The following is a 24,603-nucleotide window of genomic DNA, read 5'->3' on the forward strand; positions in this document are numbered from 1 at the left end:
AACGTCAGTGGCTTTTTTCTTGCCTAAAAAAATAAAAAGCCAATCAATGATCGGCTTTTACTATGCTCTATGAGCTTGCTATTCCCACTTGTACTTCAAGGCGACCCGACTGTACACGTAGTCCTCTAATTTCAAATTGATCTACCAATTGCTGGACCAATTCTCGACTTTCTCTCAAAATATTCAAACCAGGTAAAATACTGAAATCTGTAAGACTCAAAAGCTTTTCAACCATCCAAGATCGATTATTAATAAAGTCAATAAATCCTGCCTGCTCTAGGTCAATAAACCACATACGGTGGCCATCACGCTGGATCCCCGGAATATCACCAATTAAATGATTAATAAGTGATGGAATGGGTAACATATTTACAACTTCAAAACCAACCCGACCAATACGGCGCACAGCCCAGTTTGACAATGTTCCTCCATGACGAATCTGGACATCAAGACTTTCATCCATTTGACGTAGGCGCAAAAACTTTTCCTGCCCAATACGACATTCCAATACTTTAAAATCTAAACTTAAACGGTACATGAAACGATGATAATGCCCATCGATCTCGACTTGGAAACTATCATTGCCGCACTTAATTTTAATATCATCAATTTCAGAGCGGTCTATGCGCTTGCGGATTTGATTATTTAATAACATTTCAGGTAAGTACAACGTTAAGGTACTCTTACCCAAAAATGTACGCGCCATTATCAATGCAACTTGGCGTGCGGTTTCACTAGTTTCAGACACCATATCTCTTACAGTGCCAGCCGCCAGATTTGTCATTCCAACAACTCCACGTCTGGTGTGGGTAGTCACTTGATCGAGCGCATCTAAAGCCGCATCTGCAACCTCTGCAATATTACGTGTTGTGTCGCTAGCAAACCCAACTGCATCTTGGGCATGTTGCAATGTCTTATGCAGTAATCGACGAGATAATGACGGTTTTGCGGTATCTGGGGTAGCTAAAACCGATGCTGTCGTTGTAGGCTGCGACTTATTGTCATCTTGTTGACCCAAGTCCCTCTCTCCTTTTTATATTTATTCCACGTCCTATTTACGAGTATTTAAGCTCATTTATAGTGCTAATCACACTTCATTTTTCTGTAGATTAGCATGCTCTACAATATTATTTTAATTTTTATGTGTACGGATAAATCATCAGTTTTTTATATTTCTTTGTTTATTCATAAGTAATTTTTTTGCTAACTCATAGTACTTCATCGATATCTTACAAATTTTTTTCTTTTCCCACATTTCCGTTAGAATAGATTCAAACTAAATGTGGAGTTCTCATGCAATATCGTTGCCCTCAATGTCAAAGTGTTAAAATCATGCCTGTAAGCCAAGGCATGAACAGCGTAAAACCAGCAGTTCCTAAAAGCCTAGCTATCTTAATTCCTGCACTTTTTATGCTTTTACTCTTGGTTGTGATTAGCATTTTTATGTGGATTTTTGGCAATGGTGCAGGTAGCACTCTTCAAATTGCAACAGTAGTTGTTTTTGTTGTGACTGTAGGAGCAGGTTTTATGTTTTGGCGTGATTTGCCGGACTTTAAACTGTCTATGCAAGCATTTATGCAGTCACAAAAACATTGGAAATGCCGTGACTGCAATAACGAATGGGAAATTTAAAAAAAGTGTTCACATCAGCTTAATGCTGATGTGAATGTTCTTTATCATCATGCTCGTGTGAAGCATGTTGAGCAATATGCTGGCAATTGATCTCGGCATCGTCTTCAATTTGCAAGGTCACTTCGCCAATACCATGTTCATGAGAAAGCATTTCAACAGCATCTTGATAGAGCTTGGTACGATCTGCTTGAGGCGCAAATAAGTGCACCGTTAAATGGATATTTTTAGAAGTAATCGCCCACACTTTAAGTTGGTGAATACTCTCCACACCATTTAAAGAAAGCAGATCTGTACGTAACTTCTCAATATCCACTTCTTCTGGCACACCTTCGAGTAAAATATTAATACTTTGTTTAAGTAAAACCCATGTTCTTGGTAATACCCAAAAGCCAATCAGTACCGCAATAATCGTATCGACCCAGTACCAGTTGGTGAAGTAAATGATGAGTGCCCCGATGATAACGCCGACTGAGCCTAGCGCATCACTCAATACCTCCAGATAAGCACCTTTCACATTTAAACTGCTATTGGCACTCGACATGAGAATTTTCATTGAGATGAGATTAATCACCAAACCAATGGTCGCCACAATGAGCATTCCTATACTTTGAATTTCAGGTGGCTTAGAGAAGCGGATATAGGCCTCATATAAAATATAAATTGCCACCACAAAAAGCATGAGTGCATTAAATAAAGCAGCCAGAATTTCAAAGCGCTGATAACCGAAAGTGCGTTTATTATCAGCAGGACGTTTGGAAATTTGAATAGCGACCAAAGCAATTGCCAAAGCAGCTGCATCTGTAAACATATGCGCAGCGTCAGAAAGCAATGCCAAACTTTGTGTGATTAAACCTGCAATGACTTCAACAATTAAAAACGTTGTCGTAAGCGCTAAAGCAATCGTTAACTTCTTAGCATTACCTTCAGTCACTACAGCATGACTATGATCATGACCATGATGTCCACCCATTTTGCGGACTCCTTTTTATTTATCTTTATGGTGAGTTAAAAGTAACAATGAAGACACCATTACCTTTAACTCTTTCAAACACTCTTTTGAATTGACTCTATCATCAAAAAAGATATCTCAAATCGATGACATTATGAATGTTCAACACTTTTCGTCTTGCCTTCATTCATCCATCGATAAATAACTGGTAATAAAACCAGCGTTAATATCGTAGATGAAATAATGCCACCGATTACTACAGTTGCCAAAGGTCGCTGTACTTCTGCACCAGTTCCAGTTGCTAAAGCCATTGGAATAAAACCTAGTGACGCGACACAAGCCGTCATGAGTACAGGTCTTAAACGCAAGATCGCTCCATTCCATGTTGCAGTTTGAATATCAAATTTTTCTCTAAGCTCTTTAATAAAGCTCAGCATCACCAGACCATTCAAAACAGCGACACCCGACAAAGCAATAAACCCAACACCAGCCGACATGGAAAGCGGAATATCTCTTAGCCACAGAGCAATAAGACCACCTGACAAAGCAAATGGCACACCACTAAAGACCAACAGGCTTTCTTTAACATTATGGAATACAGCCATAAGTAGAATGAAAATCATAGCAAGCGCCAATGGAACAACAATTTTCATTCGGGCAGCAGCTGACGCTAGATTTTCAAACTGACCGCCATATTCCAACCAATAACCCGCTGGCAGTTGTTCTTTTGCGAGTGTTGTTCTTAACTCTTGAACAAATGATCCTAAGTCACGGCCTTCTACATTTGCAGTAATAATGACACGGCGCTTACCATTTTCACGTCCCACCTGATTTAAACCTGATGTACGTTCAACTTTAGCGACATCTTGAAGCTGGATCAGTCCACCATTTGGTAGCTGAATCGGAAGTTGAGCTAAGTTTTGGATGGTACGCTGCTGGTCTTCTAAGCGAATTTCAAAATCGAATCGTCTATCGCCTTGTAAAATTTGCCCAACATTTTGTCCACCGACACTTGCCGCCACAATATCTTGAATGGCTTTTGCAGATAGTCCGTATTGCGCAGCCAGAGGTCGGTTAATTTCAACACTCAGCACCGGTAAACCGCTCGTTTGTTCTACCTTAACCGCGGTAGCACCTGAAATTTTTTGTACTTTCTGAGCGAGTGCTTGAGCCTGCTCATTGAGTACTTGCATATCATCGCCAAAAACCTTGACACCAATATCACTCCGGATCCCTGAAATTAGCTCATTAAAGCGCAGCTCGATCGGTTGAGAGAACTCACTGTTATTACCTGGTAATGTCGCTAAAAAAGCTTCCATACGTGAACGCAGCTCAGCCAGCGTCTCTTTAGAGTTTGGCCATTGATCATGCGGTTTAAGTAAAATAACTGCATCAGAGATATTTGGCGGCATCACATCCGTTGCAACCTCAGCCGTTCCTGTTCGAGCAAAAACAGCTTTTACCTCGGGAAAGTTTTTCAAAATGAGTTTTTCAGTATTTTCCTGCATTCGCAGTGATTGCTCGAGCCCAGTACTCGGTGAACGCATTTGCTGTAAGGCAAAATCACCTTCGCTGAGTTGTGGAGCAAATTCACTGCCCATTTGGGTAGCTAACACGCCTGTGAGCACTAAAATACTTAATGCAAAACTAACAACCACTATCTTAAGCTGATAAGCCTGATCGAGGACATCTCGGTATTTCTGCTTTAAAAGCAACATCCAACGTGTTTCTTTTTCTTTCACTTCACCTGTAACAAAAAGAGCAACTGCGGCAGGTACAAATGTCACAGAAAGAATCATGGCACCCAATAATGCCATCACCACAGTCATTGCCATTGGATGGAACATTTTGGCTTCAACACCAGATAAAGCAAAAATAGGTAAATAGACCACCAAAATAATGATTTGCCCAAAAATAAGAGGTCGACGGGCCTGTTTTGCTGCAAGGAATACTTCTTTGAATCGCTCAGCCCGTGTAAGAGGTCGATGTAAAGCATGCTGTGCTTCTGCTAGACGTCGAATACAGTTTTCTACAATAACAACTGCACCATCTACAATAATCCCAAAATCAAGTGCTCCTAAGCTCATGAGGTTGGCACTAATGTTTTGTTCAGCCATACCTGTAAGGGTAAATAACATCGAAAGTGGAATAACACAGGCTGTGATTAAAGCAGCTCGAAAATTTCCTAGGAAAATAAACAAAATCACAATAACCAGAATTGCACCTTCAACAAGGTTCTTCTGTACGGTTGCAATTGCTTTGTTTACTAAACTTGTTCGGTCATAAACCGTTTCGATTTCCACACCTTTAGGTAATGTAGGCTGAATTTCCTTAATTTTGGTATCAACCGCCTGAGCAACGGTACGGCTATTTTCGCCCATCATCATCATGGCAATGCCAAGAACGGTTTCCTCACCATTGTAAGTTGCAGCTCCTGTTCTTAAATCATGCCCAATAGAAACATTTGCTACATCGGCCACGCGAATTGGTAAACCATTTTTGGTGCTCACAGTAATGTTTTGAATATCTTCAACACTACTTAACATGCCCGGCACACGAACAGTGAGTTGCTCTCCATTTTCTTCAATAAAGCCGGCACCGCGATTTTCATTATTTTCTTGCAGAGCAGTTTGAAATTCATTGATTGAAATCTGAAGCTGCTGCAAACGTTTTAAATCAGGCGACACAATATAAGTTTTATTGTAGCCACCAATACTGTTAATTTCGGCTACGCCTTTCACACGCTGCAATTGAGGACGTACAATCCAGTCCTGAATTTCACGTAAATCCATGGCTGTATAGGCCGTGCCATCTGCTTTTTTAGCACCAGATTTTGCTTTTACGACCCATTGGTAAATTTCACCTAAACCTGTAGAAACAGGAGACATGACTGGATCGACTGATTCAGGCAGTTGCCCATCCGCCTCTTGTAAACGCTGGTTAATCAGTTGTCTTGCCCAATAAATATCGGTTCCATCTTTAAAAATGATGGTGACTTGAGAAAGCCCATAACGTGAAATAGAGCGGGTTTGTTCCAGATTTGGAATTCCAGCCATCGCATTTTCAATAGGATAGGTAATCCGCTGTTCAACCTCTAAAGCGGTATAACCATTGGCTTGGGTATTAATCTGGACTTGCGTATTAGTAATATCTGGAACTGCATCAATAGGAAGCTTTTGATAACTCCAGATCCCAACTCCAATCCAAGTCAGTACAAATAACATAACCCAAATGGCATTTTGAATAGCAAACTGAATAACTCTATCAAACAGTCCTTCTGGTTTGGGTAGCTCAGGTTTATTAATGTCCATGCTCCGCCTCTCCCTTTTCCAGTTCGGATTTCAGCAAGAAGCTACCTTCTGCCACATAGCGCTGGCTTGGATTAATACCTTTTACAACTTCGACCCACTGACCATCTTTAGAACGTTGCCCCAACTGCACAGTGACAGGTTCAAATTCAAAGCCTGTTTTCACCATTTTTGGGATAAAGATAACGTCTTTACCTTCGACTTGTTGAATCGCCTGAGCTTTTACACGGGTCACTTTTTGCGTTGTGCCTGAAGAATTCAGCTCAACATTAACCATCAAGTTTGGACGCAATTCACTACTATTTGCCAAGACCTTGGCACGTACTTGTAAACGCCCCGTTTGAGCATCGGCTTCAGTTGTTAAACTTTGAACTTGAGCGTTAAATGCATTCCCTGTTTGTAAAGATTTAAATTCAATCTGCTGATTTGGCTGTAAATTCAGATTTGCGGTGCTTGGTAAAATAAACTCCAGCCACAACTGATCAAGCTGATTAATAATAAAAAGCTGGTCTGCTAGCTGTACGTTTTCACCTACCACAATATCTTTATTACTCACCATCCCAGCAATTGGCGCTGTTAAGGTATAGCGTCCTCCTGAGCCCGAACCCGCCCCGAAAGCACTTAAGCGCGAACGAGCTGCTTTCACTTGAATTTGGGCCTGCTGGTAAGCGTTATAAGCTCGTTGATAATCTTGTTTGGCAGAAATTCCTTGAGACCATAAGCTACGCTCACGTTCATAGTCTTGACGCGCTAAATCAAGATTAGACTGGGCAATTTGCAAATTTGCTTGTTGATCGACTAAATCTGGAACCAATAAGCTTGCGAGAGCCTGCCCTTTTTTAACCTGTTGCCCCAATTCAACATATACCGCTTCGACACGACCACTAAAACTTGGTGAGACATGGGCTTGTCGGTCTGTATTCACAACCAGTTTTGCTGGATAAGTTTGAAGTTGAGGAACTTCACCTAGTTCAGCTTGTTCAATTTTTAAATTTTGTTCCTGCATTTGCTGGGCAGTGAGTAGCAGTGGTTTTTCACCTTCTTCATGGTGTTCTTCACCCTCTTCTTCAGCATGCCCGTGACCTTCCGATGCTTCGGAAGAATTAGATTTATTTTTTGAATTTAAAACCAGTAAACCAATTAATAGTGCAGTGATTGCAGCAATCACCCCGACCCAGAGCCATTGAGAATTTTTCTTTAAATTTGTCGACATTATTATTCTCCTGCCTGAGTTGGGAATGTTTGACTTTGTTGCCAAGCACGTTGATTGAGTTGCATTAAGGCATCTTTCGCCATGATCTGTTCTGGTTCTAACCCAAGACTTAAACTTTGAATTTCAATTGAATTTTGCCAAGCTTGTTTTAATAGCTCGACTTTACGTAAGCGCACGTCTTGCAATTGCATGGTGGCTTGCTGAACATCGGTAACGGCGAATTTACCCAAACGGAAACCTTGCAATGTTTTTTGCTGAACTTGAATAGCAAGAGGAACTTGCTGATCATTCAGTTGTTTAAACTGGAAGCGTAAACCTTTTAACTCTGATATTAGGGTTTCAATATCAACCTGATTTTGCTGTCGATAAAAGCTTTGCTGACGTTGAGATAGCTCTTGTTTGGCCTGAGCAATCTTGATTCCGTATTGCTGGCGATTAAAAAGATTTAAAGGAATTTCCACACCTAAACGAATTTGGTTATCTGTACTCTGTTCTGGAGAACGAGTGTTATTAACACCCAAAGTTACAGTAGGTTGCGGTCTTGCTTTTGCTTTAAGCTGTTGAATATTGGCTTGCTGCGCAAGAGCATCTAGCTGGAAAGAACGCTCTAATAAATTATTTTGCGCATCTTGGCTTGGTTCTAGATTCGCGGCCAATACCCATAACTGATTTGGACTTTGGAATAGCTGAAACTGACTTGAACCACCTCCCCATAAGTTCACCAATTGTTGTTTCGCAACTTGAAGTTTTAAATCAACTTGTTGGTATAAACGCTGATTTTCCAAGTGAGACATCCGCACTCGGTCTACATCAACTTGCGCAATACTTCCTGCTTGATAACGCTTTTCCGATGCCAACAAATTTTCTTGACTGACTTCTAGCTGCTCTGCAATAAGAGACTTTTCAAGCTCAAACAAAGCCACTTGTGACCAGAAATATTTAACGATTAATCCAAGTTCAGCTTGATAACGCTGCTCAGCCAAATCAATTTTTGATATTTCCACTTTTGCTAAGTTTTGCGCAGCCTTACGTTGTCCAAAAATATCTAAAGGCTGAGAAATACCTATCGCGAGTTCTTTTTCTTGATCACTTTGGAAGCCAGTTTGTTCAATGGAAAGACTTGGGTTGGCCCATAAACGACTTTGTTTTAAATTGGCCTCAGCCATTTGCTGCTGTGCTTGCCAAACACCTTGCTGACTTTGATATTTTTGTACCTGCTCTAAAGCTTGGTCAAAAGTAAACGCTGCTTTTTGAATATAACGTTCTTGTTGAATCTCAGACTGAGCCATCGTTACTTGTCCAGCCAATAGCATCGCAACAGATAGGCTTGAGATTGTTAAAACCTTTTTTAACGTTATCTTAACGTTACTCTCTAAGTGAGAAGTAGAACTCACTCGAGTTGAAAAAATAGAAGACATGTTTTTGCCCCGCAATAAATAAGAGATGCGGTGGGCTTGTTTTGGCTACCCCACCTATAGCGGGGTTAAAACAGGAGGAGGTTTTAAAGCAGTAAGATGGGGCGACTGGTAAGAATTAGACCAGTGATAAATTTGTGAGAGTTCCTGCACATGCACTACAGGTGTTTCAGCTTGCTTTGCAACTTCAGTCATCACCACATGAAAACATGAAGGCAAATGATCATGATGATCTTGCAAATTTAAAGGTGCTTTATGAGAAATATTTCCGGCATCTTTCTGTTCAGTATGAGCTTGATGTGAAGGTTGATATACATCTAAAGCTGCGTGATGCCCGAAATGATGCAATGCTTTTTCCTGATTTTCATGCGCACAAAATGCAGCAGCTACATTCCATAAACTCTGGAATATGAGCAAACTAAACAAGACGGACATAAAAATTGCGGAACGTGGCAAAAGCACACCATTAAACTAAAAAGTTGAACAAAGGCACTATAACAGGCTCTAGGCATGTAATAAAATTACAAAACCTCGATTCATAAATCTCCGTTTTTTTATTTAGAACTTATCTCACTCTATACGAGACAAAAATAATTTCTTTTGAGTAATCATTATGTACAAGCTTTTTTCTGCATCTATATTAACAATTTGTCTGGGCTTAACGGGCTGTGCGACTAATATATTGTCCACCGCTTTACCAAATGAAACAACTGAAATTAAAACAACCACTTTAAAAACCGATCAAATTATTGCATTAGGTCAAGCAGTTAAAAATGATCAAGAACAAGGCTTTGTATTTATCGGTCAAGATTATAATTATTTAATGACTGAGGGGAGCTCAAATCTTTTAAATATTATCAAAAGTATTCCAGCAGAGCAGAGAACAATAAAGACTCCATCACCTCTTGTACTTGAGATGGATGATTCCACCCATTTCCATGGAGAAATAACGATTCGTTATAATATCCCTACGTCCAAAATGGATGAAAAGCAAAAGGAACTTTTAAAGACCTTAGGTTTTAAAAATCAATTCATGGCAATGAAAAATCAACAACAAGTTTTTTATCCCTTCACCATCATCCGCTTTAAAGGAAAGATTTACCAAAAAGCAGAGAATCAAAAGATTAAACAGCAACTCGCAGCCCCCTACCCAGTCGCTTTACAGCAAAAAGATGAAATAACCAAGAAACATCCGTTTAAACGTGTAACACGTATGGCGTTATATCCTTTAGCAATGACCTTTGATGTGATTACGGTAGCTCCATCATTAATATGGTCAGATTTACATGGTGACTTTAATAAGTAAGATCTTTCACTCTTAAAACAAAAAACCAGCCCTTAGGCTGGTTTTTTCAATTAGCAGAGATTAACCGCTAATTTTTTTGTATTTCGTACGTTTTTGAACAGCGTCGTCACCTAAACGTGACTGACGATATGCTTCGTATTCTGCATAGTTACCTGCGTAGAATTCTGGCTGTTCATTTTCAAATGACAAGATATGTGTCGCAATACGGTCAAGGAACCAACGGTCATGCGATACCACCATTACCGTACCTGGGAATACAAGAATTGCATCCTCAAGCGCACGTAAAGTTTCAATATCCAAATCGTTCGATGGCTCATCCAGTAAGATCACGTTTGCACCCATCTGCAAGATCTTCGCAAGTTGTAAACGGTTACGTTCACCACCAGATAATTCACCTACACGTTTTTGCTGATCTTGACCTTTAAAGTTAAAACGGCCAATGTAAGCACGTGACGCGATTTCGTAATCACCAATTTTTAAGATATCTAAACCGCCAGAAACTTCTTCCCAAACAGTTTTATTATTATCTAGAGTGTCACGAATCTGACCAACATAAGCCACTTTAACTGACTCACCTAAGGTCACAGTACCTGTATCAGGTTGCTGTTCACCAGTCATCATACGGAATAAAGTCGTTTTACCCGCACCGTTTGGACCAACGATACCAACAATCGCTGTTGGAGGTACGGTAAACGTTAAGTTTTCGTACAACAAGCGGCCATCGAATGATTTACTGATACCTTCAACTTCCACAACTTTATTACCCAAACGCGGGCCAGGTGGAATATAGATTTCAGACGTTTCATTACGTTGTTGGAATTCTTTAGAGTTAAGCTCTTCAAAACGTTCCATACGTGCTTTGTTTTTCTTTTGCTGACCTTTCGCATTTGAACGAACCCATTCAAGTTCCTTTTTCAATGCTTTAGCAAAAGATTCTTCTTGTTTCTGCTCTTGTTCTAAACGCGCATTCTTTTGTTCTAACCAAGAAGAATAGTTTCCTTGATAAGGAATACCCATACCACGGTCAAGTTCAAGAATCCACTCAGCCACGTTATCCAAGAAATAACGGTCATGCGTAATGGCAACGATAGTGCCCGGGAAATCTTTCAAGAAACGTTCTAACCAAGTTACAGATTCTGCATCTAAATGGTTCGTCGGTTCGTCCAGAAGTAACATATCTGGTTTCGAAAGCAATAAACGGCAAAGTGCAACACGACGACGCTCACCACCAGAAAGTAATGTTACGTCTGCATCCCAAGCTGGAAGATTTAAAGCATCCGCAGCAATTTCAAGCTGGTTGTTTAGGTTGTGTGCATCCCAAGCATGGATAATTGATTCTAATTTTTCCTGCTCTTTTGCAAGTGCATCAAAATCTGCATCTGGGTCTGCATATTCTGCAAAAACCTGATCAAGACGCTCTAATGCATCTAAAGCTTCACGCACGCCATCTTCAACGTTACCACGAACGTCTTTTGTCGGATCTAGCGGTGGTTCTTGCTCTAAATAGCCGATTTTAATTCCAGGTTGTGCACGAGCTTCACCAGAGAAATCTTTATCTACGCCAGCCATAATACGAAGCAGGGTAGATTTACCTGCACCGTTCAAACCGAGTACACCAATTTTGGCACCCGGGAAAAATGATAAAGAGATGTCTTTTAAGATTTCGCGCTTTGGCGGAACCATTTTAGACACTCGGTTCATCGTATAAATATATTGGGCCACGCAGGACTCCTCAATTGAAAAACCAATACATCGCATAAGCGATAAATAATCGCGCGTATTATACGCTGAAAACCTCATTGACTTGAAGTTATGATTTCCATCGTACGGATTTATCAAACAATTTTCTTTTTCAATAAGTTGCAAAATGTTTATGTATAAGATTTATACAGCGTTTCAGCGTATATTTTTCTATCTTTATTCCTAAAATTAGAAAACAAACCAGAATTTCTGCAATTTTCAATATGAATTTTAGGCTAGACTCGCTCAATATTTAACTCACGAAGATGAAGTAATCATGACTTATAAAGATGAAACCTTAGCAATCCATGCTGGTTATTCACCAGAAGCAACCACAAAAGCTGTTGCAGTCCCTATTTATCAAACCACTTCTTATGCATTTGATAACACACAACACGGTGCCGATCTTTTTGATTTAAAAGTTCAGGGTAATATTTATACCCGTATTATGAACCCGACCACTGCTGTACTTGAGCAACGCCTTGCTGCACTCGAAGGTGGGATTGGTGCTTTAGCTCTAGCTTCTGGAATGGCAGCAATTACTTACTCAATTCAGACGATTACCGAAGCTGGAGACAATATTGCTTCCGTCTCAACCTTGTATGGCGGAACGTATAATCTATTTGCCCATACCTTACCCAAACAAGGCATTGAAGTTCGCTTTTTTGATTATCAAAACCCTGAAAGCTTACGTAATTTAATTGATGATAAAACTAAACTTGTTTTTGTTGAGTCAATTGGTAACCCGCTCGGAAATATCATCGATTTAGAAGAAATTTCAAAAATCGCACATGAATATGGTGTACCCGTCATTGTCGATAACACCGTTGCCACCCCTGCTTTATTAAAACCATTTGAATATGGTGCCGATATCGTCATTCATTCACTTACTAAATATATCGGTGGACACGGCAATAGCATTGGTGGAGCAATTGTAGATAGCGGTAAATTCCCTTGGGGTAAATATCCAGAACGTTTTAAAGTTTTGAATACACCAGACCCAAGCTATCACGGGGTTAATTATGTCGAAGCTTTAGGTGAGGCTGCCTATATAGCACGAGCTCGCGTTGTGCCATTACGCAATACAGGCGCAGCTATTAGCCCGCTCAGTGTTTTTTTAATTTTACAGGGTCTCGAAACTCTAAACTTACGCATTGAACGTCATACTGAAAATGCTCAGAAAATTGCGGAATATTTGCAAAACCATCCGAAAGTAAAATGGGTCAACTACGCAGGTTTAACAGACCATCCACAGCACCAACTTGCTCAAAAATATGTAAAAGGTAAACCTTCTGCAATTTTATCTTTCGGCGTACAAGATGGTCTCGAAGGCGGTACTCGGTTCATCGATGCTCTTCAATTATTTACTCGTCTCGTAAATATTGGCGATGCAAAAAGTTTGGCATGTCATCCTGCAACGACGACCCATCGCCAGCTTAATGAACAAGAACTTAAATCTGCTGGTGTAAGCGAAGATATGGTACGTCTTTCAATTGGAATTGAGCATATTGATGACTTAATTGCCGATTTAGACCAAGCACTTTCAGCTGTATAACTTTTAAACTATTCAACAAGCCTCTGGAAATAGAGGCTTTTTTTATTTTTCATTTATTATACAACTAAAATAATTAATAGATTAAGATCGTATTTTAGAGTTTTTACTCTAAATAAATTGTTAAATTTCATATATTTACAGACTAGACAATTTTTAAACATCTATTAAGATAAGGACAATATTTATGAGTTCATTTGGATGAACCTACGGTTGTAAAAAATAAAAATTACATACCGGAATAAATAGTCCCTGCCCCTACTTAGGTAAAATGCTGTGAATAAAAAATTAGAAGCTCTGTTCCAGGAAAAGGTACAAGATAAAGTCATTTTAGTGACAGGCGCCTCAAGTGGAATCGGATTAACGATTTCAAATAAGCTTGCTGATGCTGGTGCCCATGTTTTACTGGTTGCCCGTACTCAAGAAACTTTGGAAGAAGTGAAAGCAGATATTGAAAGTCGTGGCGGTAAGGCATCAATTTTCCCGTGTGATCTCAACGATATGGACATGATTGATCAAGTATCTAAAGAAATTTTAGCGACCGTTGATCACATTGATATTTTAATTAATAACGCAGGCCGCTCTATTCGCCGTGCCGTACATGAGTCTTATGATCGTTTTCATGACTTTGAACGCACGATGCAATTAAATTATTTTGGCGCAGTTCGTCTAGTTCTCAATATCTTGCCACATATGATTCAGCGTAAAGACGGGCAAATCATTAATATTAGCTCGATTGGTGTGTTAGCAAATGCGACTCGCTTTTCTGCTTATGTTGCATCTAAAGCAGCGCTTGATGCATTTAGCCGTTGTCTATCAGCCGAAGTTCATGCCCATAAAATCGCAATTACTTCAATCTATATGCCATTGGTTCGTACCCCAATGATTGCACCGACTAAAATTTATAAATATGTACCAACACTTTCACCTGAGCAGGCTGCAGACTTAATTGCTTATGCAATTGTGAAACGTCCAAAACGTATGGCAACTAACTTAGGCCGCTTAGCTTCAATGACATATTCGGTTGCACCGGGCATCAACAATATATTTATGTCGATTGGTTTCCGTTTATTCCCAAGTTCAGATGCAGCAAAAGGTGAAAAAACCGAGAAATTAAACTGGGCACAAAAAGCATATGCACGAATATTCCCAGGCGAACACTGGTAATTTTGAGTTGATATCATAATTAAAAAAAGCGCCTTAAATAAGGCGCTTTTTTTAATTAAAGAACTGATCAATCAAGAAATTGAACATCCCCTGTTTTTACATCGTAAATTGCACCCACAACTACAATGTCACCTCGCTCAACCATATCTTTGAGCACACTGCTGTTATTAATAATGTACTGGATATTGTAGTGGACATTCATTGCGGTTACTTGGCTAATAAAAGCATTACCTAATTCACGGGGCTGCATAATGTCGTATACGCTATCAACCGAATGCATTAATGGCCCAAGCACATATTGAATGTGGGGCATTTCCTTTACATCAGACACCTGCTTTTGTTCTAGACGTAATTGACATGCACTCGTCACAGCACCGCAATCGGTATGTCCCAAAACAACAATTACTTTAGAGCCTTTAGCCTGACAAGCAAACTCAAGTGAACCCAACACTTTTTGCCCAGCAATATTACCTGCAATTCGTAAGCTAAAAAGATCACCAATACCCACATCAAAAATCATTTCGGTAGGTGCGCGTGAATCCATACAACCAAGGACTGCCGCAATCGGATGCTGCCCCTCATCTGCAGTAACACGAATTTGTCGATAAATATCTCGTTGTAGACGTTCATTTTTTACAAAACGTTCGTTCCCTTCTTTAAGTAAGTTGACGACCTGTTGAGGACTCAGCTTTTGTTGCAAATCATGTGTACTAATATCAATATCAAGTACTGCATCATCAACGTCTTGATAGTGCTGTTTGAACCCGACCAGTTTAAGATTTACCTGACGTTTAATGGCCGTTTCACTTTGATAATCTTGAATAACTTGATAGATATCAGGATCGATCGAATCACATTGAGTCGCGTCAATAATGAGTTGCTGATGTTTATGCACATGTTCCAATGCAGAAATAAGCGCAGAACGATTAAGAAAGGTCACTTGTGATGGAAGTTCAATGCGAGTCACTACGCCATGCAAGCGCTTCTCTCTATAAACACGAATACCTTTATTAAAGTTACCATAGAGAATAAAAGCACTACTGGCGAACAGACCAATTAAAATTCCCATTAAAAGATCGGTCAGTAAAATTGCAACCAAAGTAATAATAAAAGGTAAAAACTGTTTCCAACCTTTTTGATAAAGCTGCTTAAAGAGTTTTGGATGGGTCAGCTTAAAGCCTGTCACGATTAAGATCGCAGCCAATGCAGACAAAGGAATCATGTTCATTAATGGCACGAAGAACAAAACCGCTAGTAGCAACAATACGCCATGAATAATGGTAGAGCATTTGCTACGCGCGCCTGTATTCGCATTTACCGAACTACGTACAATCACTGAAGTCACCGGCATTCCACCAATTAAGCCAGAAATGATGTTACCTGTACCTTGTGCCCAGAGTTCACGGTTAGGAGGAGAAGAGCGTTTTTGAGGATCAATTTTGTCTGCCGCTTCTAGATTCAATAATGTTTCTAAAGATGCCACGACAGCCAGAGTAATTGCCCCTGTGTAAATCATAGGCTCAGCTAAATAGCTAAAATCAGGAAAAATTAATACATCTTCAGGTGCTTGTAAGATATTCGGTAACTGAATGAGGTTATCAATTTGCACTGCCCATTGAGAGCCAATACTCACTAAAACAAAATTTAAAACTGCTGCAAGCACAACCGCAATCAATGCCGAAGGTAAAGCTAATTTTTTGAGTGGGCTACTATCCCACGCTAAAATTAAGAATAAACTGAGCAAACCAATAAGTGCAGCTCCGCCATCAAAACGCTGCAGAAATGCATCCGGAGTCGATGTCCAAACCTGTTTCAATGAAAAATCAGAAAGTCCAAACAGATAAGGCAATTGTGTCGCAATCAGTATGACACCAATAGCGGCTAGCAATCCTAAAATGACATTATTTGGAATAAAGTTGGCAAAAAAACCTAACTTGAATAATCCAAATAGAATTTGCAGGACACCAGCAAAAATAATACATAATAAAAAGGCGGCATAATTGCCGCCTAGTTGTTCTAACTGTACAAGAATGACGGCAGTCAGCCCTGCCGCTGGGCCTGCAACGCTAATGTGGGAACCACTTAGCAAACCTACGATAATGCCGCCTACAATACCTGCAATAATACCTGAGATGATGGGAGCACCTGAGGCTAAAGCGATACCCAAGCACAGCGGTAATGCCACAAGGAATACGACGACTCCAGATAAGAGGTCTTTTAAATGAAATCTATTTTTCAGGTTTAAAACCGACATAAAACAACCATTTATAATAAAAAGAAATAAGCAAAGTTGTACTATTACAGCCTGAAAGTGAGTAAATGCTTCAAGGCTCGGTTGATAATGTCGAACAACTGAATATCATTAAAGTTTAGTTATGCTATAACGTTGTATATTTAATTGTGTATTTAACAACGATTTGTTGATCTTAAGATTCACCTCATCTTTACGACTGCGATTTTTTCCTGAATTGCTCTTTAACCCCTATTAAAAATAATACTTCGCCAATAAAAAAGCCCCCGATTGGAGGCCTTTTTATTAATTAAAGACGCTTATTTAGAGCCTTTAATCCCTGCTTGTAGCAACAATGCACCTAAACCACCAATTTTTTGTTCTTGAGGTTTCTCTTGCTTGGCGCGCTGAGGACGTTCAGCTTGATCTTTACGCGGTTGAGGACGTTTACCTTGAGGTTTACGCTCAAAACGTTGTTCCGTATTTTGCTCACGGCGTGGTGGACGCTGAGCTTTTACAGGTGCAGAACCTTCAGCACGCATACTTAAGTTCACGCGGTTACGTTCAACATCAACCTGCATAACACGTACTTGTACAATCTGACCCGGTTTTACAACTTTATGTGGATCAGATACAAACTCATTTGCAAGTTCAGAAATATGAACTAAACCATCCTGATGTACACCAATATCAACAAAGGCACCAAAGTTTGTGACATTCGTGATCACACCTTCAAGTTGCATACCTTCTGTCAATTGACCAACTTCAGTAATATCTTCACGGAATTTAGCAGTACGGAACTCTGGACGTGGGTCACGACCTGGTTTTTCAAGTTCAGCTAAAACGTCTTGAATTGTTGGTAAACCAAATTTGTCATCAACAAATTCATCAGCTTTTACTTGGCGAATGATTTCAGTATTACCGATGATGTCTTTAACAGTTGTTGCTTTTGCTGCAACAATTTTCTCAACAAGACCATAACTTTCAGGGTGAACTGAAGAAGCATCTAAAGGTTCAGAACCATTTTGAATACGTAAGAAACCAGCTGCTTGTTCAAAAGTACGATCACCTAAGCGCGGTACGCTTTTCAACGCTTGACGGTTGTCAAAACGGCCATGTTCTTTGCGGTATTCAACAATCTGTTGAGCAATTGCTTTGTTTAAACCAGCAATATAAGCCAAGATTGCTGGTGAGGCGGTATTTACATCAACGCCTACAGCATTCACACAGTCTTCTACCACTGCATCAAGGGTTTTTGCCAAACCAGTCTGGTTCACATCGTGTTGATATTGACCCACACCAATTGACTTCGGATCAATCTTAACAAGTTCAGCAAGTGGATCTTGTAAACGGCGAGCAATAGAAACTGCACCACGAATTGAAACGTCAAGCTCTGGAAGCTCTGCCGATGCAAGTTCACTTGCCGAGTAAACTGATGCACCCGCTTCACTTACAGTGATTCGTGTTAAATTCAGATCAGTATTCGCAGCCATCATTTCAGCAACAACAGCTTCTGTTTCACGGCTAGCTGTACCATTACCAATTGCAATCAGCTCTACATTATATTCACGGCATAGACGTGCAAGTTCAGCAATTGAACCTTCTTTATCTTCTTTAGGTGCAAATGGATAAATCGTGCTGTGAGCAAGTACATCACCTGCATCGCTGATCACTGCTAATTTCACACCTGTACGAATACCAGGGTCAACACCCAAAGTCGTACGACTACCTGCTGGCGCTGACAATAATAAATGACGAAGATTTTCAGCAAATACCTGCATTGCTTCTGCTTCAGCAGTAAGGCGTTTTTCTGTTAGCAATGAATGTTCGATTTGAGGACGAATCTTGCCTAACCAGAATAATTTTGCAGTTTGCTTTAAGAAATCCTGACGTGCTTGAGGTTGAATTTGCTCAAGGTTGTATTCAGTTTCAATACGTGCCAATGGCGCATCATCTTCACCATCTACTTTCAAACCCAATACGTTTTCTTGACGACCACGTAACATCGCTAATAAACGATGTGAAGGTAATTTGTTTAGACCTTCAGAGAATTCAAAGTAATCACGGAATTTTTTACCAACTTCTTTCTTTTCTTCAGATGCAACCGCACTTTTTAAAACCGCAGTTTTTGCAAAAGTTGTTTTTAATTCTGTAGTAAGTGAAATATTTTGTGCCCAGTCATCAATCAGAATATGCTGAATCGCATCTAACTGACTCTCAACGTCTGGATAGTCTTCATGACTAAAACCAGCCAATGCTTCTGTCGGGTCAACTTGTTCTGCAATAATTTTTTCAGCAATTGGTCCTAAACCTGCTTCTTTTGCTTTAAAAGACTTACTTGTACGCTTAGGGCGATACGGTGCATAAATTTCTTCTAAAGCATTTTTTGTTTCGGCTGCATTCACCCGCGCCAACAAGTCATCACTCAATTTATTCTGTTCTTGCAATGACTGAATAACCTTTTCACGGCGCTCATATAAATCACGTAAATACGCTAAACGAGTATCTAATTGGCGTAACTGCGTATCATCTAAACCTTGTGTTACTTCTTTACGGTAACGGGCAATAAATGGAACACTGGCACCTTCATCAATTAAGCGGATGGCAGCTTCTACTTGGTTTGGACGTACGGCAAGCTCACTTGCCAACTGCTGAACTAAGTCAGTCATCGTGTTTGATCCCACAAGGATAAAGTTTAAAAGCACTGATTATAAAGACCAAGCCCATAAAATCCACACTTGTTTGCGTATTCAAAACGTTTTTTTGTATTGACTCTGAATATTTATACTTTTTACGACTACTAGAGCACATAAAAACAGGAGTTCAACTATGAAAAAGTTGAGACTGAGCTCTGTCTTTTAATCTTTATAAAATATAAACGTAGGACTTACTGTCATGAATCTGACAAAATTTTATTATAATTTATGAGAAAATGAACATATTGGTACACTCCTCAAAAGATAAAAATATAGAGATTCAACAAGGTTTTATTCGTCTAACTTTTTATCGAACCCAGCTATTTGCTTATTTCAACAATTAAAAAATTAAAAGAAACAAGTGAGCTAATCTGAAATAACTTATTTGAAACAATTAGTTATTAATATTTAATTATTAAAAAATTATCAAAGATTTAACTATTTGTTTTTTTAGATCAGTCTTTGCTAAATTATGAGCTTAAGATGTTGTTTTTTGGTTTCAAACTACCTTGAAAATTGTAATTTTGAGCAAATTGATACATAGTCTTAACAAGAACATCAGCATTATACTGAGGGCTTGTTGGCAATAAGCCTCACCGACCCAATAATATATAAATTATGACTTTAAAGGGAGTACATCATGAGTTTAGTTGTACCTGCTGAACATCCTGAAACCGTACACAACGAAACGGATCGTGTCGAACGTATTTTAGTGGTCGATGACGATGTGCGTTTACGTACCCTCTTGCAACGTTTTTTGGAAGATAAAGGCTTTGTTGTAAAAACTGCCCACGATGCTTCGCAAATGGACCGTCTATTACAACGTGAGTTATTTTCACTTATCGTACTCGACTTTATGTTGCCAGTTGAAGATGGTTTGAGTATTTGCCGTCGTTTACGCCAATCAAATATTGATACACCAATCATCATGCTAACAGCGCGCGGTAGCGATTCAGACCGTATTGCAGGTCTTGAAGCTGGTGCAGACGATTACTTGCCAAAGCCATTTAATCCAAATGAACTTTTAGCCCGTATCCGTGCTGTATTGCGTCGCCAAGTTCGTGAAGTTCCTGGTGCTCCAAGCCAACAAGTTGAAGTTGTAAGCTTTGGTCCATGGTCTCTAGACTTGTCTACCCGCACACTAACACGCGAAGGACAAATCGTTACCTTAACGACTGGTGAATTTGCAGTATTAAAAGCATTGGTACAGCACCCACGTGAACCATTAACGCGCGACAAACTCATGAATTTAGCTCGTGGCCGTGAATGGGGTGCAATGGAACGTTCAATTGATGTTCAAGTCTCTCGCCTACGTCGTTTAATTGAAGATAATCCTGCACGTGCACGTTATATTCAAACGGTATGGGGCGTGGGTTATGTATTTGTTCCAGATGGTGCGGAATAAGTTTGAGATAAGATAGAGTGAGTTTAGATCCAATCGCGCCACAAAACTTTACTGATTACGCTACCTACTCAGAACGGAAACGAACTCGGTGGGAACGTTTTCTCGACAAAATTAAGCCACGCTCTGCTGCCATGCGTACCACTATTCTGGTACTGCTGGTGGTGTTTTTTAGCTTATTTATGTCGTTATGGTTCTTTTGGCGCACTCTTTACTTACCTGAAATTCAACAACACGCGCGTTATCTTGCAGTTGAACTCGAGCTCGTCAACAATCCAGATATACGAATTTTTCATCGCGAAAATGAAGTCGATGTTGATGAGTGGTTACGTAATCGTGTTGGAATTGAATACATTACCAATCCCAAAGAATATCCAAGTGTCCGCGATAAAGTAATTGCTGAGTTTTTTACTAATCAAATCGAACAAAAACTGGCAAATGAGATTGGGGCTAAGGATGTTACGGTTTACTTCCAGTTTAAGCCTAGCCCACGTATTTGGATTCAAACACCTGAAATGCATGGGAACTGGGTTCGTGAACCTTTAAAAACCTATGCAAACTACAGCCCTGAGCTATTAATTGGTTGGGTCGTTGGTGTTCCTCTACTGTCAGCTATCATTATTTTGATTCTAGTCAGACAAATGAACCGCCCTTTGCGTCGTTTGCAAAATGCTGCCAATGAATATAGTAAATCAGGAACAGCACCTTACCTAGATACCAATCATGGTCCATTAGAAATTCGACAGGTGAACCAAGCCTTTAACCGCATGGTCTATACGCTTGATCAAACCGAGCGTGAACGACGTATTATGTTGGCTGGTATCTCACATGATTTGCGAACTCCTTTAACACGCATTCGTTTAACAGCAGAAATGTTACCTGACGAGTTCTTACGTGAAGGACTAGTCTATGACGTAGATGATATGGACGCGATTCTTAATCAGTTCATTTCGTATATGCGTGATGGTTCAGACGAAGAGTTGAAAGACACCAATATCAATATACTTTTGCAAGAACTTGTTGTGCAATTTAAGCCACTTGATATTCAATTCGAGATGCAGGATGTGCCTATTATTCCGGCACGTAGCCTTTCTTTAAAACGACTTATTGCGAACCTGATTAATAATGCAAAACGCTATGGTGCTGAACCTATAGATCTCAGTGCAAAAGTTGAAAATGAACATATTTTAATTACTGTTGCCGATCATGGTGAAGGTATTCCACCAGATCAAATTGAAGAATTAATGCAACCCTTTGTCCGAGGAGACGCCGCAAGAACGATCCAAGGGAGTGGACTTGGATTGGCTATTGTCAAACGTATTGTCGATATTCATCATGGTGAAATTCAAATTCACAACCGTGAACAAGGCGGTTTAGAAGTTATTATTTCTTTACCGATCCCAAAATCAGTCCCTGAAGAAAATAGCTCGATCAATCCATTAGAAAAAATAAAACAAACTTTGAGTGAGCGCTTTTAATTTAACCAGTTGGTTATTAAAAGCCTCATTTTAAAGACAAATAAAAGCGATAAAAATCAATTAAATAAAAACCATAAATATAATTTATACCACCATTTATTTACAAAATTAGACCTTAGCCTAACACCTATGCACTTTTCAATTTTTCATAGCTAAAATCCCGTATGTTTTGACAATTCTGAGGATGTCCAATGTCTTTAAGTCGTATTCGCCTAGCTTCTCTTCATGACAAGGTCATCAGTGCTGAACAAGCTGCGCAATTCATCGAAGATGGAATGACTGTAGGTATGAGTGGTTTTACTCGTGCTGGTGAAGCTAAAGCTGTTCCACAAGCACTTGTAGAACTTGCAAAGAAAAATCCGTTAAAAATCACGTTAATTACGGGTGCTAGCTTAGGTAATGACTTAGACAAACAACTCACGGAAGCAGGTGTTTTATCTCGTCGTATGCCATTCCAAGTGGACAACACTTTACGTCGTGCCATTAACAATGGCGAAGTTATGTTTATTGATCAACATTTGTCTGAAACTGTTGAACAAATGCGTAACCAACAACTTAAACGCCCTGATGTTGCGGTAATTGAAGCAATTGCAATTACTGAAGATGGCGGCATTATCCCAACAACTTCTGTAGGTAACTCTGCAAGTTTTGCTATTTTTGCCGAGAAAGTTATTGTTGAAATCAACACATCTTTAAGCGAAAGCTTTGAAGGTTTACACGACATCTATATTCCGACTTATCGTCCAACACGTACTCCAATTCCATTAACAAAAGTGGATGAGCGTATTGGTACAACAGCAATCCAAATCGATCCTGCAAAGATTGTCGGTATTGTATTTAACGATACTCACGATTCACCATCAACGGTAACTCCGCCAGATGATGAAACTCAAGGCATTGCAAACCATCTTATTGCTTTCTTTAATAAAGAAGTTGCGGCAGGTCGCCTACCAAAGAGCCTTGGTCCATTACAAGCGGGTATCGGTTCTATTGCAAATGCGGTATTAACTGGCTTAAAAGATTCTGACTTTGAAGACCTCATCATGTACTCAGAAGTATTACAAGACTGTACTTTTGAACTCATTGATGCAGGCAAAATGAAATTTGCTTCTGGTAGCTCAATTACACTTTCTGCAAAATGTGGCGAGAAAGTTTTTGGCAATATCGAAGCTTACAAAGACAAATTAGTACTTCGTCCACAAGAAATTTCTAACCACCCTGAACTGGTTCGCCGTTTAGGTATTATCGGCATTAACACTGCGCTTGAGTTTGATATTTACGGCAACGTGAACTCAACTCACGTATGTGGCACAAAAATGATGAACGGTATTGGCGGTTCTGGTGACTTCGCTCGTAATGCTCACTTAGCAATCTTTGTGACCAAATCAATTGCTAAAGGCGGCGATATCTCTTCTATCGTGCCAATGGTGAGCCATGTTGACCACAGTGAACATGATGTTGATATTTTAGTGACAGAACAAGGTTTAGCAGACTTACGCGGTTTGGCGCCTCGTGAACGCGCTCGCGCTGTTATCGACAATTGTGTACACCCACTTTATCGTGATGCATTAAATGATTACTTTGATCGTGCATGTGCTAAAGGTGGACACACTCCTCATTTACTTCGTGAAGCGTTGTCTTGGCATGCAAACTTCGAAGAAACTGGTCAAATGCTTCAAGCAGCACCAGTTGCAAAATCAGCTTAAATAACTGGTTGAATTAAAGCACTCCTAAGGGAGTGCTTTTTTATTTGTGTAAATTATTAATAAACACTGCTCAAGCCCGAGTTTTTATTTTATCTTTTGAGCACATCAAAACAAAAAGTAGAAATCCATATGTTTATCATTCGTCAATTTACAAATGCGGATCTGGAAGATGTCGTCATTTTATGGGAAAGCTGCGGCCTGACTCGACCTTGGAATAATCCTGAAACGGATATTTTTAGAAAAGTCTCACAACAAGATGATTTGTTTCTAGTTGCGATTAAAGATGAGCAACTGATTGGTACGCTTATGGGTGGCTATGACGGCCATAGAGGCTGGATTAATTATTTGGCTGTTCACCCCCACCAACAACGCTTAGGGATAGCTACAGCCCTTGTTCAGCAGCTTGAAAAGCGGCTGATTGCGCGAGGCTGCCCAAAACTTCAATTATTGGTGCGTAAAGATAATTTGAATGTACTGAATTTTTATGAACAACTCGGCTATGACGAAGTAGAAGCGGTATGTTTAGGAAAACGTCTAATTAACGATAGTTCACATGATTAGAGCCTTATTTATTATCATTTTGGCATAACACAGAAAATAAACTGAGTTTGGGGATAAGTAAGTGTCCTTGTGGATAAATCTCATTTTACCCACAGTTAAACAAATAATGCTTTAGATAAAATCACAAGCATGAAAAAAGCCTCATACGTTATGTATGAGGCTTTTTCGAATATGGTGGCGAGACCCAGGATCGAACTGGGGACACACGGATTTTCAATCCGTTGCTCTACCTACTGAGCTATCACGCC

General features: G+C 39.7%; 18 protein-coding genes and 1 tRNA gene. 9 read left to right on the forward strand and 10 right to left on the reverse strand.

The annotated features are described in order from the left end of the window. Positions 1–67: 67 nt before the first annotated feature. The gene (locus AC1PJP_RS10500) at positions 68–1,018 is read right to left on the reverse strand and encodes a hypothetical protein (protein ID WP_005300925.1); all 951 of its coding nucleotides are present in this window, start codon (positions 1,016–1,018) and stop codon (positions 68–70) included. A gap of 275 nt (positions 1,019–1,293) precedes the next feature. Between AC1PJP_RS10500 and AC1PJP_RS10505 the strand changes: the two genes are divergently transcribed. Continuing rightward, a complete protein-coding gene (locus tag AC1PJP_RS10505; protein ID WP_267531263.1) occupies positions 1,294–1,632 on the forward strand; it encodes a hypothetical protein in 339 nt (112 codons plus the stop codon). Positions 1,633–1,651: 19 nt separating this feature from the next. Here the strand turns inward: AC1PJP_RS10505 and AC1PJP_RS10510 are convergent, their stop codons facing one another. The 5 genes from AC1PJP_RS10510 to AC1PJP_RS10530 all read right to left on the reverse strand — a co-directional run bounded on the left by AC1PJP_RS10510 (position 1,652) and on the right by AC1PJP_RS10530 (position 8,973). After that, the gene (locus tag AC1PJP_RS10510; RefSeq protein WP_013196684.1) at positions 1,652–2,602 is read right to left on the reverse strand and encodes a cation diffusion facilitator family transporter; all 951 of its coding nucleotides are present in this window, start codon (positions 2,600–2,602) and stop codon (positions 1,652–1,654) included. Between the two features lie 131 nt (positions 2,603–2,733). Beyond that, positions 2,734–5,892 carry an efflux RND transporter permease subunit gene (locus AC1PJP_RS10515; RefSeq protein ID WP_479766937.1) on the reverse strand — a complete coding sequence of 1,053 codons (3,159 nt, stop codon included), beginning with the start codon at positions 5,890–5,892 and terminating at the stop codon, positions 2,734–2,736. Continuing rightward, the gene (locus tag AC1PJP_RS10520; protein WP_479766938.1) at positions 5,882–7,102 is read right to left on the reverse strand and encodes an efflux RND transporter periplasmic adaptor subunit; all 1,221 of its coding nucleotides are present in this window, start codon (positions 7,100–7,102) and stop codon (positions 5,882–5,884) included. The genes AC1PJP_RS10515 and AC1PJP_RS10520 overlap by 11 nt, the downstream gene beginning before the upstream one ends. A gap of 2 nt (positions 7,103–7,104) precedes the next feature. Next, positions 7,105–8,520: a TolC family protein gene (locus AC1PJP_RS10525; RefSeq protein WP_479766939.1), complete on the reverse strand. Its 1,416-nt coding sequence runs from the start codon at positions 8,518–8,520 to the stop codon at positions 7,105–7,107. Between the two features lie 54 nt (positions 8,521–8,574). Next, entirely contained in the window at positions 8,575–8,973 is a 399-nt protein-coding gene (locus AC1PJP_RS10530; RefSeq protein WP_215898316.1) for a cation efflux protein, CzcI-like, read from the reverse strand. Positions 8,974–9,130: 157 nt separating this feature from the next. Here AC1PJP_RS10530 and AC1PJP_RS10535 point away from each other — a divergent pair, with 157 nt between their 5' ends. After that, positions 9,131–9,823 carry a YidX family protein gene (locus AC1PJP_RS10535; RefSeq protein ID WP_151988694.1) on the forward strand — a complete coding sequence of 231 codons (693 nt, stop codon included), beginning with the start codon at positions 9,131–9,133 and terminating at the stop codon, positions 9,821–9,823. A 60-nt stretch (positions 9,824–9,883) separates the two neighbouring features. Here AC1PJP_RS10535 and ettA read toward each other — a convergent pair whose 3' ends face one another. Next, on the reverse strand, positions 9,884–11,545 hold the full coding sequence (gene ettA / locus AC1PJP_RS10540) for an energy-dependent translational throttle protein EttA (RefSeq protein ID WP_005300902.1): 1,662 nt from the start codon (positions 11,543–11,545) through the stop codon (positions 9,884–9,886). A gap of 295 nt (positions 11,546–11,840) precedes the next feature. Here ettA and AC1PJP_RS10545 point away from each other — a divergent pair, with 295 nt between their 5' ends. Then, on the forward strand, positions 11,841–13,118 hold the full coding sequence (locus tag AC1PJP_RS10545; protein WP_479766940.1) for an O-acetylhomoserine aminocarboxypropyltransferase/cysteine synthase family protein: 1,278 nt from the start codon (positions 11,841–11,843) through the stop codon (positions 13,116–13,118). A 273-nt stretch (positions 13,119–13,391) separates the two neighbouring features. After that, positions 13,392–14,282: an SDR family NAD(P)-dependent oxidoreductase gene (locus tag AC1PJP_RS10550; protein WP_479766941.1), complete on the forward strand. Its 891-nt coding sequence runs from the start codon at positions 13,392–13,394 to the stop codon at positions 14,280–14,282. 67 nt (positions 14,283–14,349) lie between these two features. On the opposite strand, the gene AC1PJP_RS10555 is transcribed toward AC1PJP_RS10550, so the two are convergent. Together AC1PJP_RS10555 and AC1PJP_RS10560 are read right to left on the reverse strand one after the other, a co-directional pair. After that, the gene (locus AC1PJP_RS10555) at positions 14,350–16,536 is read right to left on the reverse strand and encodes a bifunctional SulP family inorganic anion transporter/carbonic anhydrase (protein WP_479766942.1); all 2,187 of its coding nucleotides are present in this window, start codon (positions 16,534–16,536) and stop codon (positions 14,350–14,352) included. A 296-nt stretch (positions 16,537–16,832) separates the two neighbouring features. Next, positions 16,833–19,181 (reverse strand): Tex family protein, encoded by a 2,349-nt coding sequence (locus AC1PJP_RS10560; protein WP_111855107.1) that lies wholly within the window; start codon positions 19,179–19,181, stop codon positions 16,833–16,835. A gap of 667 nt (positions 19,182–19,848) precedes the next feature. Here AC1PJP_RS10560 and ompR point away from each other — a divergent pair. The 5 genes from ompR (at position 19,849) to AC1PJP_RS10585 (ending at position 24,355) form a co-directional block, all read left to right on the forward strand. After that, a complete protein-coding gene (ompR, locus tag AC1PJP_RS10565) occupies positions 19,849–20,613 on the forward strand; it encodes an osmolarity response regulator transcription factor OmpR (RefSeq protein WP_000060753.1) in 765 nt (254 codons plus the stop codon). Positions 20,614–20,630: 17 nt separating this feature from the next. Beyond that, positions 20,631–22,088: an ATP-binding protein gene (locus tag AC1PJP_RS10570; protein ID WP_199945073.1), complete on the forward strand. Its 1,458-nt coding sequence runs from the start codon at positions 20,631–20,633 to the stop codon at positions 22,086–22,088. Between the two features lie 27 nt (positions 22,089–22,115). Beyond that, positions 22,116–22,244, forward strand: coding sequence for a hypothetical protein (locus AC1PJP_RS10575; protein ID WP_081399242.1), 129 nt, complete (start codon positions 22,116–22,118; stop codon positions 22,242–22,244). 35 nt (positions 22,245–22,279) lie between these two features. Further along, complete coding sequence (locus AC1PJP_RS10580) at positions 22,280–23,794, forward strand: acetyl-CoA hydrolase/transferase family protein (protein WP_005300881.1); 1,515 nt, start codon at positions 22,280–22,282, stop codon at positions 23,792–23,794. 129 nt (positions 23,795–23,923) lie between these two features. Next, a complete protein-coding gene (locus tag AC1PJP_RS10585) occupies positions 23,924–24,355 on the forward strand; it encodes a GNAT family acetyltransferase (protein WP_004789884.1) in 432 nt (143 codons plus the stop codon). A 172-nt stretch (positions 24,356–24,527) separates the two neighbouring features. Here the strand turns inward: AC1PJP_RS10585 and AC1PJP_RS10590 are convergent. Continuing rightward, positions 24,528–24,603, reverse strand: a tRNA-Phe gene (locus AC1PJP_RS10590).

The organism is Acinetobacter sp. V116_7 (genome assembly GCF_056735735.1).